General features: G+C 68.3%; 12 protein-coding genes. All 12 read left to right on the plus strand.

Translation table 11 applies throughout. The features are described 5' to 3' along the window. Positions 1-24: 24 nt before the first annotated feature. Positions 25-1,878, plus strand: coding sequence for a S8 family peptidase (locus tag V3B46_RS18420; protein WP_032130135.1), 1,854 nt, complete (start codon positions 25-27; stop codon positions 1,876-1,878). A gap of 136 nt (positions 1,879-2,014) precedes the next feature. Beyond that, on the plus strand, positions 2,015-3,739 hold the full coding sequence (gspE, locus tag V3B46_RS18425) for a type II secretion system ATPase GspE (RefSeq protein ID WP_329892567.1): 1,725 nt from the start codon (positions 2,015-2,017) through the stop codon (positions 3,737-3,739). 24 nt (positions 3,740-3,763) lie between these two features. Beyond that, positions 3,764-4,984, plus strand: a complete 1,221-nt coding sequence (gene xpsF / locus V3B46_RS18430; RefSeq protein WP_329892568.1) for a type II secretion system protein XpsF — start codon at positions 3,764-3,766, stop codon at positions 4,982-4,984. Between the two features lie 49 nt (positions 4,985-5,033). Next, positions 5,034-5,477: a type II secretion system major pseudopilin GspG gene (gene gspG, locus V3B46_RS18435; RefSeq protein WP_329892569.1), complete on the plus strand. Its 444-nt coding sequence runs from the start codon at positions 5,034-5,036 to the stop codon at positions 5,475-5,477. A 6-nt stretch (positions 5,478-5,483) separates the two neighbouring features. Beyond that, on the plus strand, positions 5,484-5,978 hold the full coding sequence (gene xpsH / locus V3B46_RS18440; RefSeq protein ID WP_049443607.1) for a type II secretion system protein XpsH: 495 nt from the start codon (positions 5,484-5,486) through the stop codon (positions 5,976-5,978). Further along, positions 5,975-6,400: a type II secretion system protein XpsI gene (gene xpsI, locus V3B46_RS18445; protein ID WP_329892570.1), complete on the plus strand. Its 426-nt coding sequence runs from the start codon at positions 5,975-5,977 to the stop codon at positions 6,398-6,400. The genes xpsH and xpsI overlap by 4 nt, the downstream gene beginning before the upstream one ends. After that, a complete protein-coding gene (locus V3B46_RS18450) occupies positions 6,397-7,029 on the plus strand; it encodes a type II secretion system protein J (protein ID WP_329892571.1) in 633 nt (210 codons plus the stop codon). The genes xpsI and V3B46_RS18450 overlap by 4 nt, the downstream gene beginning before the upstream one ends. Further along, positions 7,026-7,889, plus strand: coding sequence for a type II secretion system minor pseudopilin (locus tag V3B46_RS18455; protein WP_329892572.1), 864 nt, complete (start codon positions 7,026-7,028; stop codon positions 7,887-7,889). Before V3B46_RS18450 ends, V3B46_RS18455 begins: the two co-directional genes overlap by 4 nt. Continuing rightward, entirely contained in the window at positions 7,886-9,031 is a 1,146-nt protein-coding gene (locus V3B46_RS18460; RefSeq protein ID WP_329892573.1) for a PilN domain-containing protein, read from the plus strand. Before V3B46_RS18455 ends, V3B46_RS18460 begins: the two co-directional genes overlap by 4 nt. Further along, the gene (gene gspM, locus V3B46_RS18465) at positions 9,006-9,725 is read left to right on the plus strand and encodes a type II secretion system protein GspM (RefSeq protein ID WP_032130127.1); all 720 of its coding nucleotides are present in this window, start codon (positions 9,006-9,008) and stop codon (positions 9,723-9,725) included. The genes V3B46_RS18460 and gspM overlap by 26 nt, the downstream gene beginning before the upstream one ends. Beyond that, a complete protein-coding gene (locus tag V3B46_RS18470; RefSeq protein ID WP_329892574.1) occupies positions 9,715-10,509 on the plus strand; it encodes a hypothetical protein in 795 nt (264 codons plus the stop codon). Before gspM ends, V3B46_RS18470 begins: the two co-directional genes overlap by 11 nt. 9 nt (positions 10,510-10,518) lie before the next feature. Further along, on the plus strand, positions 10,519-12,720 hold the full coding sequence (gene gspD / locus V3B46_RS18475; protein WP_154262266.1) for a type II secretion system secretin GspD: 2,202 nt from the start codon (positions 10,519-10,521) through the stop codon (positions 12,718-12,720). Positions 12,721-13,239: the final 519 nt, after the last annotated feature.

The following is a 13,239-nucleotide window of genomic DNA, read 5'->3' on the forward strand; positions in this document are numbered from 1 at the left end:
CATGACCCAGAAGAGGAATTCGACGTGATCAAGAAGCAGAACCTTCGCATCAATGTGCTTGCCGCCGCCGTGTTGTCGATGACGGCCGTCGGTGCCGTCCACGCCGCCGGCCTGCCGACCCGCGAACCGGTGCGCCAGGCCAGCACCGCCCAGCCGGGCGCCGAGCGCATCATCGTCAAGTACCGGGCCGGCGCTGCCGCCGCCACCGACCGCTCGGCGAAGCTGTCCACCGTGCAGTCGGCGCTGACCCGGGCCAGCCTCTCCGGCGGTACCTCACGTGCCAGTACCCTCGGCCCGCAGGTGGTACGCAAGCTCGCTACCGGTGCGGACCTGATCCGCGTGCAGGGCCGCCTGGCCCCGGCCGAACTGCAGCGTGTGCTGAAGGAACTGCAGGCCGACCCGTCGGTGCAGTACGCCGAAGCCGACGTGAAGCTGCGCCGCACCGAACTGCGTGCCGGCAACGTACAGCCGGCGCTGGTGCCGAACGATCCCTTCTACCAGCAGAACCAGTGGCATCTGCACAATGCGGTCGGCGGCATCAACGCACCGGCGGCATGGGATGTCTCGCAGGGCGAGGGCATCGTGGTGGCGGTGATCGATACCGGCATCCTGCCGCAGCATCCGGATCTGGTCGGCAACCTGCTGGAGGGTTACGACTTCATCAGCGATGCGGAGACCTCTCGGCGCCCGACCAACGATCGCGTGCCGGGTGCGCAGGACTACGGTGACTGGGTCGAGAACGACAACGAGTGCTATGACGGCTCGCTGGCCGAGGACAGTTCCTGGCACGGCACCCACGTCGCCGGCACCGTGGCCGAGCAGACCAACAACGGCGTCGGCATGGCCGGTGTCGCCTACAAGGCCAAGGTGCTGCCGGTGCGCGTGCTCGGCAAGTGCGGCGGCTACCTGTCCGACATCGCCGACGCGGTGGTCTGGGCATCGGGTGGCACGGTGACCGGCATCCCAGCCAACACCAACCCGGCCGAGATCATCAACATGAGCCTGGGCGGCAGCGGTACCTGCGGCAGCACCTACCAGGATGCCATCAATGGCGCGATCTCGCGTGGCACCACCGTGGTGGTTGCGGCGGGCAATGAAGCCGACAACGCGTCCAAGTACCGTCCGGCCAGCTGCGAAGGCGTGGTGACCGTGGGTGCCACGCGCATCACCGGTGGCATCACCTACTACTCCAACTATGGCACCCGCGTGGACCTGTCCGGTCCGGGTGGCGGCGGCAGTGTCGACGGCAACCCGGGTGGCTACATCTGGCAGACCGGCTCCAATGCGGCCACCACGCCGGAATCGGGCACGCCGGGTTACATGGGCATGGGTGGTACCTCGATGGCCTCGCCGCATGTGGCCGCCGTTGCCGCACTGGTGCAGAGCGCACTGATCGCCAAGGGCAAGGATCCTCTGACCCCGGCCGCCATGCGCACCCTGCTGAAGGAAACCGCGCGTCCGTTCCCGGTCGCCATCCCGGCGGCCACCCCGATCGGTACCGGCATCCTCGACGCCAAGGCCGCGCTGGCCAAGGCACTGGAAGAGCCGTGCACCGAGAACTGCGGGCCGGTGGCCACGCCGCTGACCAACAAGGCCGCCGTCGGTGGCCTGTCCGGTGCGGCCGGCAGCAGCAAGCTCTACAGCTTCGAAGCGGCTGCCGGCAAGCAGTTCAGCGTGATCACCTACGGTGGCACCGGCAACGTTTCGGTCTACGTGGCTGAAGGCCGTGAGCCCAGTGCCAGCGACAACGACGCCAAGTCGACCCGTCCGGGCACCTCCGAGACGGTGCGGGTGACCAAGCCGGTGGCGGCCACCTACTACATCAAGGTGGTGGGTGAAGCGGCCTACAACGGGGTGAGCATTCTCGCCACGCAGTAAGCTTGAACTGTCGTAGTTGAATGGCCGAAGCCCGTCATCCCGTGTGACGGGCTTCGTCTTTTTACGAAAGGTGGCGCAGGGGCGGCGGAAATCATGGCTTAACTGTTAAAGTCGAGCCGATTGACAGGAGAGTCATGTGAACGCGCTTGCTGCTACCGCCGCTGCCGACGACGCTGAAGGCCGCATCCTGGATGCGCTGCTGGCGCGCGGCCGGCTGAAGGAAGGCGATCTGGCACGTGCGCGGCCGCTGCACGCAGAGGCCGGCGGCAGCCTGCTGGGCCTGCTGGTGCGGCTGGGGCTGGTCTCCGAGCGTGACCAGGCACAGGCCAGCGCCGAAGTGCTGGGGCTGCCGCTGCTGGAAGGCAAGCAGCTGCCGGAAGCACCGCCACAAGGGCTGGCGGAAGGCTTGCCGTTGTCGCTGCGCTTCCTCAAGCAGTTCCATGTCTGCCCGCTCGCGCTGGATGAACAGGGGGTCCGGCTGTGGCTGGCCGATGCCCATGATCCTTACCCGCAGCAGGCCGTGCAGCTGGCACTGGGTGTACCGGTGACACCGGTGCTGGGCATGCGCGCAGAAATTGATGACCTGGTCGAGCGCTGGTTCGGGCAGGGCCGCAGCGCGATGGGCGCGATCGTCGAAACCGCCGATGGCGAGGGCGGTGCGGTCGATGACATCGAGCATCTGCGTGACCTCGCCTCGGAAGCGCCGGTGATCCGCCTGGTCAACCTGGTGATCCAGCGCGCGGTGGAACTGCGCGCTTCGGACATCCATGTCGAGCCGTTCGAGAGCCGGTTGAAGGTCCGTTACCGCGTCGATGGCGTGCTGGTGGAAGGCGAAAGCCCGCCGGCCAACCTCACTGCTGCGGTGATCAGCCGCATCAAGATCATGGCCCGGCTCAACATCGCCGAGCGTCGCCTGCCGCAGGACGGCCGCATCATGCTGCGCGTGCAGGGCAAGGAGCTGGACCTGCGCGTGAGCACGGTGCCGACCGCGCACGGCGAATGCGTGGTGATGCGATTGCTGGACCGCGAAACGGTGGTGTTCGATTTCCACCGCCTCGGCTTCACCGACGCCTTCCTGCCGCAGTTCCGCAAGGTGCTGGAACAGCCGCACGGCATCCTGCTGGTGACCGGCCCGACCGGTTCAGGCAAGACCACCACGCTGTACACCGCGCTGAGCCAGCTGAACACTGCCGACGTCAAGATCATCACGGTCGAAGACCCGGTCGAGTACCAGATCGAGGGCATCAACCAGATCCAGGCCAAGCCGCAGATCGGCCTCGACTTCGCCAACGCCCTGCGCAGCATCGTGCGTCAGGACCCGGACATCATCATGATCGGCGAAATGCGCGACCTGGAAACCGCGCGCATCGCGATCCAGTCGGCGCTGACCGGCCACCTGGTGCTGTCCACGCTGCACACCAACAACGCGGCTGGCGGCATCACCCGCCTGCTCGACATGGGCGTGGAGGACTACCTGCTGACGTCCACGATCAACGGCATCCTGGCCCAGCGCCTGGTGCGCCGGCTGGAGCCGACCCACGCCGAGCGCTACGAGGCCTCGCCGGAGGAGATCGAACGCTTCGAGCTGCGCCGCCTGCAGCCGGAAGGACCAATCCACCTGTACCGCCCGAAGCCCTCCGCGCTGGCGCCGACCGGTTACCTCGGCCGGACTACCATCATGGAATTCCTGGTGATGAACGACGCGCTGCGGCGCGCGGTGATGCGCCGCGACGGCATGGGCGAGATCGAACGCATTGCCCGCGAAGCCGGCATGCGCACGATGTACGAAGATGGCCTGTCCAAGGCCCTCAGTGGTCAGACGACCATCGAGGAAGTCCTGCGTGTCACCGAGGAAAACTGATGCGCGCAGGACGCCGGGGCTGACATGCCGACCTACCGTTACAAGGCACTGAATCCGCACGGCGAGATCTTCGACGGGCAGATGGAAGCGGCCAGCGAGGCCGAGCTGGTCGCGCGCCTGCAGGACCAGGGCCATCTGCCGATGGAGACCCAGCTGGCCGATGGCGGTGCGATCGGTGGCAGTACCTGGCGCAACCTGTTCCGCCAACGGCCGCTGCAGGGCGCGGCATTGCTGCAGTTCACCCAGCAGCTGGCGACACTGCTCGGTGCAGGCCAGCCGCTGGATCGCGCGCTGTCGATCCTGCTCGGGTTGCCCGAAGACGAGCGCTCGCGCCGCGCGATCACCGACATCCGCGATGTGGTGCGCGGTGGCGCGCCGCTGTCGACCGCACTGGAGCGCCAGCATGGGTTGTTCTCGCGCCTGTACGTGAACATGGTGCGTGCCGGTGAGGCCGGTGGCAGCCTGCATGAAACCCTGCAGCGCCTGGCCGACTACCTCGAACGCAGCCGCGCGCTGCAGGGCAAGGTGATCAACGCGCTGGTGTACCCGGCCATCCTGCTGGTGGTGGTGGGCGGCGCGCTGCTGTTCCTGCTCGGCTACGTGGTGCCGCAGTTCGCGCAGATGTACGAGAGCCTGGATGTGGCGCTGCCGTGGTTCACCAACGCGGTGCTGCAGCTGGGCCTGTTCGTGCGCGACTGGTGGGTGTTGCTGCTGGTGGTTCCAGCGATAATTGCGCTGTTCTTCGAACGCAAGGCGCGGCAACCAGCCTTCCGGCTGGCGCTGGATGGCTGGCTGCTGCAGCGTCGCGGCATCGGCCGCCTGCTCGGTGAACTGGAAACCGCGCGGCTGGCCCGCACGCTGGGCACCCTGCTGCGCAATGGCGTGCCGCTGCTGGGTGCCCTGGGCATCGCCCGCAATGTGCTGGGCAACCGCGCGCTGGCCGCCGATGTGGAAGCCGCCGCGGATGAAGTGAAGAACGGTACCGGCCTGTCGCTGGCGCTGTCGCGCGGCAAGCGTTTCCCGCGCCTGGCACTGCAGATGATCCAGGTCGGCGAGGAATCCGGTGCACTCGATACCATGCTGCTGAAAGCCGCCGATACCTTCGAACAGGACAGCGCCCGGCGCATCGACCGCCTGCTGGCGGCGATGGTGCCGGCGATCACCCTGGTGCTGGCCTCGGTGGTCGGTGCGGTGATCGTGGCCGTGCTGGTACCGCTGTACGACCTGACCAATGCCATCGGTTGACGATGGATCCCTGCGCAACCCCGACACTCCGCAACTGAAAGGACCGACCATGATTGCTTCCCGTCGACCGATCCGCCTTTCCTTCACCGCCGCGCGCAACCAGTCGGGCATGAGCCTGCTGGAAATCATCATCGTCATCGTGCTGATTGGTGCGGTGCTGACCCTGGTCGCCAGCCGCGTGCTGGGCGGCGCCGATCGCGGCAAGGCCAACATCGCCAAGGCGCAGGTGCAGACCGTTGCGTCCAAGGTCGACAATTACCAGATCGATACCGGCAAGCTGCCCGGCTCGCTCAACGATCTGGTGACCGCACCGGCGGGTGTCGGTGGCTGGCTGGGGCCGTATGCCAAGCCGGCTGACCTGAACGACCCGTGGGGCCACGCGCTGGAGTACCGTGCGCCGGGCGAGGGCCAGCCGTACGAGCTGGTCAGCCTGGGCAAGGACGGCAAGGCCGGCGGCAGCAGCGTCGACGCCGACATCCGTTACCAGCCGTAAACCGGCATGACCCATTTCCTGCCGCGCCGGCTGCCACGCCCGCGCCTGCACGGCAGGCGTGCGGCTGGCCTGTCGCTGCTGGAAATGCTGCTGGTGATCGCGCTGATCGCGGCGATCGGCCTGATCACGGCCGCTGGCCTGTCGCGCGGTTTTGCCGGCATGCAGCTGCGCAGCGCCGGCAAGGACATCGCCAACCAGCTGCGCATGGTGCGCGCGCAGGCGATCGCCCGCGGCGAGCCGCAGCGCTTTGTCATCGAGCCGGCAAAGCGGCGCTGGGAAGGCGCCAACCAGCGCCACGGTGACGTGCCGGCACAGCTGCAGGTGCAGTTCGAAGGTGCCGCGCAGCTGGCCACCGCGCCGGGGCAGGGCGTGATCGAGTTCCACCCCGATGGCGGTTCCAGCGGTGGCCGCATCCGGTTGCAGCGTGACGATGCCGAATGGCGCATCGATGTTGGCTGGTTGACCGGCGAGGTCCGCTCCGGCCCCTGGCGGTCGCAATGAAGCGGCGCACCCGTGGCTTCACCCTGCTGGAAGTGATCATCGCCTTCGCCCTGCTCGGGTTGGCGCTGACCCTGCTGCTGGGGAGTCTCTCAGGTGGCGCCAAACAGGTGCGCGACGCCGAGCTGCGCACGCGCGCGGCGCTGCATGCGCAGTCGCTGCTGGCCGAAGCCGGTGTTGCCTCGCCACTGCAGGTCGGCAGCCAGCAGGGGGACTGGGAACAGGGGCGCTACCACTGGCAGCTGCAGGTGCAGCCGTGGGTGGAGCCACGCGCCGGCAACGTGGCGCAGGCACCATCGCAATCACCGGGTGCCCCCTGGTTGGCCGAGCTGCAGCTGCAGGTGCGCTGGGGCGACAGTGAACGTGAGCAGCTGCGCTGGCGCAGCCTGCGCCTGTTGCCGCCGGACCTGGAGAGCGCGCGATGAAACGCCGCACCTCGGGTTTCACTCTGGTTGAAGTGATGCTGGCCACGGTGCTGCTGGCCGGTGGCCTGGCCCTGGCGTTCGCCAGCGTGCGCTCGGCGATGGCGGTCAGCCAGCGCGGCGAGCAGATCGCTGCCGAGAGTGAACGCATGCGCGCAGTGGAGACGTTGCTGCGTCGGCAGTTGGCAGGCGCGCTGCGTACGCCGCTCGAAGCGCCTGATCCCACCCGCGAGCCGATCTTCTTCCAGGGTGAAGAGAATCGCATGCTGTTCGCCGCGGATCTGCCGGGTTATCTCGGTCGCGGCGGATCGTACCTGCATGCACTGCAGGTGGACGGCCGCGATGGCCAGCAGCGCCTGCTGCTGGACCTGGTGTTGCTGCAGGAAGGCGAGCGCATCGCGGAGAATCCACCACGTCCGCCGGAAGTGCTGGTGGAGAACCTGAAGTCGGTGCAACTGCGCTATCGCGGCATCGATGCCAGCACCGGCCAGGTGACCGACTGGATGCCGCGTTGGGACGACACCCGTCGCCTGCCTATGCTGGTGGAGATCCAGATCGTGCCAGCCAAGGGCGCGCCCTGGCCCACGCTGGTGGTGGCGCCGCGCGCCGGTGGCAGCGGAGGTGCACGGTGAACCGGATACGTGGCGCAGCGCTGGTGCTGGTGCTGTGGCTGATCGCGTTGATGACCGCGCTGGTCGGCGCGTTCGCGCTGAGCGCACGGGTCGAACACCTGCAGCAGCGCGTGCTGGATGACGATGCACGCGGGCAGGAGCGTGCGCGCGCCGGCCTGGAGTACGCGCTGCTGCGCCTGTCCGCCGATCCGCTGCGGGCGCCCTGGCGCGCCGATGGCCGGACCTACCGCTGGCAGTTCGATGACGCCAGCATCGAGATCAAGGTGCTGGACGAGAACGGCAAGATCAACCTGAACCTGGCCGACGTGACCCTGCTGACCGCCTTCCTCAAGGCGCTGGGCGAAGACGAAGCGGCGGCGCGGCAGCTGGCCGGTGCCATCGTCGACTGGCGTGATGAAGACAGCCTGTTGCAGCCGGGCGGCGGTGCCGAAGCACCGGACTATGCGGCGGCCGGCATGCCGTATGGCCCACGCAACAAGCGTTTCGAGACGCTCGGTGAACTGCAGCGGGTGCTGGGCATGCGCGGCCCACTGTACAAGGCCATGCTGCCGCACCTGACCCTGTACAGCCGCCAGGCGCGCCCGGATCCCCAGTTCGCCAGCGCGCCGGTGCTGACCGCACTGGGCCTGGATGCGGATACCGTGCTGGCCCAGCGCGCACAGCAGGAGCGTGACGCAGATACCGCTGGCGGTGCGACAACGCTTGCCAGCAGCAGCGGCACCTATAGTATCGAGTCTCGTGCAACCGACGGCAGTGGACGCCGGTCGGTGTTGCAGGCAGTGGTACGCAATGGCTCGGGCGGGGTTCCCGGGCGGTCCTACACAGTGCTTCGCTGGGAGCAGGGAATGACAGCAAGATGACGGCATGGCAGGACAGTGTGCGGCAGGTGCAGGGCCGGATCGGCCCCGGCGTCGGCCGTTTCCTGCGCTGGTGGCGGCAATCGCTGCTGGCCTGGGTGCCGGCTCGTTGGCAGTGGGCGCTGGGCTGGGCACAGGCACGCCTGCTGCTGCAGTGCGAGGGCGACCAGCTGCAGGTCTGGCGAGAGGCCGGAGAACGCCGCGAAGCAGTTGCCAGCGTGCCATGGCCGCTGTCGCCGGCCGAACTGGACCGCGTGCTGGAACCGCGACTGCGCAGCCTGCCGCGGGTGTGGCTGCTGCCGGCCAGCGAGGTACTGCGTCGTCATCTGCGCCTGCCTGCGGCTGCGGCCGACCGGCTGCGCGCCGTGGTCGGTTTCGAGATCGACCGCCAGACGCCGTTCGAATCCAGCCAGGTCAGCTATGACGTGCGTGAACTCGGGGGTGCCGCCGAGGGCCAGCTGCAGGTCGAGCTGATCGCCTGGCCACTGCGCCAGCTTGAGGCGTGGCGGGCCAGCGTGGGCGAATGGGCCGATGCACTGGCCGGTGTCGATGCCATCGACACCGAGGGTGAACCCCTGCAGGTGAATCTGCTGCCACCGGGGCAGCGCCAGCTGCGGGTGGACCCGACGCGGCGCTGGAATGTGCTGCTGGGCGTGGCCGCGCTGGTGATGCTGGTGCTGGCGGCCCTGCAGCTGCTCGACAACCGCCGCGCCGCCGCCGACGAACTGCGTGCGCAGGTCGAGCGCAGTGCACGCAGTGCGCGTGGTGTCGCCAGCGAACGCGCGCAGCTGCAGGCGCTGATCGATGGTGCCGCGTTCCTGGAAAAGCAGCGCAGCCAGCGCGCCGGAACGGTGGAAATCTGGAATGAACTGACCCGGCGCCTGCCGGAGGGCACCTACCTGGAAAAGCTGGCCATCGAGAACAACAACCTGCAGCTGATCGGCCTGAGCCGCGAGGCCTCGCAGCTGGTGCAGCTGCTGCAGGACGCACCGCAGTGGCGCAAGGTCAATCTGACCGGCGTACTGCAGGCCGATGGCGCCGCCAGTGGCCGTGACCGCTTCACCATGACCGCCGAACTGCAGCCGTTGCCGGCTGCGGCCCCGACCCGGGAGGCGGCCGATGCCGATGCCAAGCGCACGCCGTGACCGCTGGCTGGCACTGGCGCTGCTGCTGGCAGTGCTGGGCCTGGCCTACCTGCTGCTGGTGCACCCCTGGTTCACCCAGCCACTGCGAGAAATCGACGCCGACGTGGCCGCCCTGCGCGAGCGCGAGCAGCGCGTGCAGGCGCAGCTGCAGCAGCAGCCGCAGATCGAACAGCGCCTGCGCGCCACCCGCGAGGCACTGCAGCAGCGGCCGGGCTTCCTGCGCGAAGCCACCGCCGAAGCTGCGGCCGCTGCGCTGGGCGCGAAGCTGCAGGATGCGGTGGCGATGGCCAGCCCGGGCAACCGCAGCTGCACCATCAGCAACCGCACGCCACTGACCGACAACCGCCGTGACGCCGAATTCGTGCGCGTGGCCATGCAGGTGCGCCTGCGTTGCGGTGTGGCCGAACTGGCCACGGTGCTGCACAGCCTGGAAACCGGCAGCCCGCGCCTGTTCGTCGACAACCTCAACCTGATCGCGCAGCGCTTCCAGCAGTCGCCTAACGAATCAGGGCTCGGCCTGGACGTGTCGTTCGAACTGGCCGGTTACCTGCTGCCCGGTGCTGCGGCCGATGGCGCTGCGCCGGCACCTGCAGCCGAACCGGGCGCGGCGCCGCAACCGCCTTCGGCCACACCTGCACCGGCCGCCGCACCGGCTGCGCCGGAAGAAGGGCAGGAGGTGGCCGATGAAGCTTGAGCAGATCAGCCTTCGCACCGGCTTCCTGCTGGCACTGGCCGGCTGGGCGGCAGCGGTCTGGCTGGCCACCGGCTTCGGTCTGGGCAGCCAGCTGCCAAGTGCGGACGGTGATGCCGATGCGGTGCCTTCGTTGCCGGTGCTGCCGCCGTTGGCTGCAGAACGCATGGCCAGCGCCGACAGCTACAGCGCGATCGGCGAGCGACCGCTGTTCGCCGAGGACCGCAGGCCGAAGCCCTACCTGCTCGGCGGCAGCGAGCCCGCCGCCAGCGCCGCGCTGCGCCTGACCGGCGTGCTGCTGACCGGCGACTTCGGCATGGCCACCTTCACCACCGAACAGAACCGCTCGCTGCGCCTGCGCCTCAATGGTGAAGCCGTCGACGGCTGGCAGCTGGTCGCACTGCAGCCGCGCCAGGCCACCGTAATCGGCCCCGGTGGCAACCAGGTGCTGGAACTGGCGGTATTCAACGGGCAGGGGGGTGAACCGCCGACCGTGCTGCGCGGCGCCAACGGTGCGCCACCGGCCGGTGCGATCGTTGTGCCGCCCCCGGCAGGCGCTCCGCCGGCACCGCCGCCAGCTGCGGCAACCGCATCGCCGTCGCCTGCTGGCAGTGCGCCAGCATCCTCGGCTGCGGCGGCCGCCACACCGCCTGCCAACAACAACGGCCCCAGCGAAGCGCAGATGCAGGCCATCCGCGAACGCATCCAGGCCCGTCGCCGCCAGCTGCAGCAACAACAACAGCAGCAACAACCGTCGCCGCCCCCGGGCGATGGCACCAACCGATAGAGTGAATGCATGAGCCTGCGTTTCCTTCCCTGGTCCTTTGCCCTCGCGCTGCTGGTCGGCTGCAGCACCGTGTCCGCGCCGCATGTGCAGCGCAAGGGCAATCTGTCGCCTACTGCCGAGGCCGGCCAGGCGGCCGAAGTCGCCGCTGACGCTGCCCGTGACGCCCAGGGCGCTCCGCAGGCGGTGATCCGCCGTGGCACCGGCACCATGATCAACCGCGAAGCAGCACGCGCACCGGCTCCGGCACTGCATGGCGCCAGCACCGGTGAAGCAACCTTCAATTTTGAAGGCGAATCGGTGCATGCGGTGGTCAAGGCCATCCTCGGTGACATGCTGGGCCAGAACTACGTGATCGCACCGGGGGTGCAGGGCACGGTCACGCTAGCAACGCCCAAGCCGGTATCGCCGGCGCAGGCATTGAACCTGCTGGAAATGGTGCTGGGCTGGAACAATGCCCGCATGGTCTACAGCGGCGGCCGCTACAACATCGTCGCCGCCGATCAGGCGCTGGCCGGTACCGTCGCACCGAGCACGGCGCCGGCTGCCAGCGCGCGTGGCTTCGAGGTGCGGGTGATCCCGCTGCAGTTCATCTCCGCAACTGAAATGAAGAAGGTGCTGGAGCCGTACGCGCGCCCCAACGCCATCGTCAACGTCGACAGCGGCCGCAACGTGATCACCCTGGGCGGTACCCGCGCCGAGCTGGAAAACTACATGCGCACCGTCGAGATCTTCGACGTCGACTGGCTGTCGGGGATGTCGGTGGGCGTGTTCCCGATCCAGTCGGGGAAGGCCGAGCAGGTGGCCGCCGACCTGGAGAAGGTGTTCGGCGAGGAGAGCAAGACGCCCAGCGCCGGCATGTTCCGCTTCCTGCCGCTGGAAAACGCCAACGCGGTGCTGGTGATCACCCCGCAGGTGCGTTACCTGGACCAGATCCAGCAGTGGCTGGACCGCATCGACACCGCCGGTGGCAGCGCCCGCCTGTTCTCCTATGAGCTGCGCTACATCAAGGCGCGCGATCTGGCCGAACGCCTCAGTGAAGCCTTCGCCAGCAGCGGCAACCGCGGCGGTTCCAGCCCGGCCTCGCTGGCACCGGGTGCAATGCCGTCGCAGCTGGGCAGCGACGGTGAGCGTGGCATGGACAGCAACAACAGCAGCAATTTCGGTTCGACGCCGGGCAGTGGTTCCAGTGGCACCGGCAACGGCAGCATGAACCTGCCGCAGCGCCAGTCCGGCAATGTCAGCGTCAGCCTGGAAGTGGAAGGCGATCGCGTGGGCGTGTCGGCGGTGGAGGAAACCAATACCCTGCTGGTGCGCTCGACCCCGCAGGCCTGGCGCTCGATCCGTGAAGTAATCGAGAAGCTGGACGTGATGCCGCTGCAGGTACATATCGAAGCGCAGGTGGCCGAAGTCGCATTGGAGGGCGACCTGAAGTACGGTGTGAACTGGTTCTTCGACAATGCCGTGGCCGGGCGTGCGCTCGGCGGTGCGCTGGGGGCGCTGGCCCTGCCGCCGGCGGCAGGTGGGTCGTGGAGCACCTTCGCGGGTGCGGTGACGGGCGCCGAGGGCGTCGGCTGGGCGTTCACCGGCCACAACGGCGCAGCGGTGGTGAGCGCGCTGGACAAGGTCACCGATGTGCGCCTGTTGCAGACCCCTTCGGTGTTCGTGCGCAACAATGCCGAGGCCACGCTCAACGTGGGCGACAAGGTGCCGATCAATACAACCACGGTGAACACCGGCATCGGTACCAGCAGCTACAGCTCGGTGCAGTACATCGACACCGGCGTGATCCTGAAGGTGCGCCCGCGCGTGACCCGCGACGGCACGGTGTTCCTCGACATCGTGCAGGAAGTGAGCAGCGCCTCGAACGTGCCGGAGAACTGCAACCCGCAGGAGCGCAACTGCAACCCGCGGATTTCCACCAAGAAGCTGTCGACCGAAGCGGCGGTGCAGAGCGGCGACACCATCATGCTGGCCGGCCTGATCACCGACACGGCCACCGATGGCAGCAGTGGCATTCCTGGCCTGAGCCGGATTCCGGTGGTGGGCGCGCTGTTCGGGCAGAAGAGCCGTACCAGCCGTCGTTCCGAAGTGATCGTGCTGCTGACACCGAGCATCGTGCGCAACAGCCAGGAAGCACGCAATCTGACCGACGAGTACAGCCAGCGCTTCCGCGCGATGGAACCGCTGAACCAGCCGCGCGCAAAAAAGTAAGGGGTTACGGCCGGGCTGCGCCCGGCACCCGCAGAGGCCAGAGCCGGAGCAACGGCAACAGCGGGTTTACTGAGGGGTGGCGGGGCGGTGTGGGTTGGCAGGACACGCCGTAAACCCGTCCATGGGGGCTCGATGGCGCCATCCAGGGCGCCAACGGTCCTGCCAACCCACACCGCCCCGCCTCTGACAGATTCCCGCGGCTGTTGGTAGGCGTCGACCTTGGTCGACACGGCAGATCCGTCGCGATGCGTGGATGCTTTTCGATTCCAATTCGAAATATTCGATTCCGATGGAGATTCATCCACGTATGGCGTGGATCTACTGCAGGTCGAGAGGAACTGTCGAAGGCGGGGTGGGGGGGGGGGGGGGGGGGGGGGGGGGGGGGGCCGCCGGGGGGGGGGGGCCCCCCCCCCCCCCCCCGCGCCCCCCCCCCCCCCCCCCCCCCCCCCCCCACCCCGCCATCCCTCAGGAGCCCAGCTTTTGCTCCGGCTGTTGCTTCGGCTCTGGCTCCGGCCTCTG

This window comes from Stenotrophomonas sp. SMYL11, assembly GCF_036320005.1.
Lineage (GTDB): Bacteria > Pseudomonadota > Gammaproteobacteria > Xanthomonadales > Xanthomonadaceae > Stenotrophomonas > Stenotrophomonas maltophilia_A.

Coding starts and splice junctions, on each gene's coding strand:
- xpsF (WP_329892568.1), top strand. CDS start 3,764: ATGCCGACCTACCGTTACAAGGCACTGAATCCGCACGGCGAGATCTTC.
- gspG (WP_329892569.1), top strand. CDS start 5,034: ATGATTGCTTCCCGTCGACCGATCCGCCTTTCCTTCACCGCCGCGCGC.
- xpsH (WP_049443607.1), top strand. CDS start 5,484: ATGACCCATTTCCTGCCGCGCCGGCTGCCACGCCCGCGCCTGCACGGC.
- xpsI (WP_329892570.1), top strand. CDS start 5,975: ATGAAGCGGCGCACCCGTGGCTTCACCCTGCTGGAAGTGATCATCGCC.
- V3B46_RS18450 (WP_329892571.1), top strand. CDS start 6,397: ATGAAACGCCGCACCTCGGGTTTCACTCTGGTTGAAGTGATGCTGGCC.
- V3B46_RS18460 (WP_329892573.1), top strand. CDS start 7,886: ATGACGGCATGGCAGGACAGTGTGCGGCAGGTGCAGGGCCGGATCGGC.
- gspM (WP_032130127.1), top strand. CDS start 9,006: ATGCCGATGCCAAGCGCACGCCGTGACCGCTGGCTGGCACTGGCGCTG.
- V3B46_RS18470 (WP_329892574.1), top strand. CDS start 9,715: ATGAAGCTTGAGCAGATCAGCCTTCGCACCGGCTTCCTGCTGGCACTG.
- gspD (WP_154262266.1), top strand. CDS start 10,519: ATGAGCCTGCGTTTCCTTCCCTGGTCCTTTGCCCTCGCGCTGCTGGTC.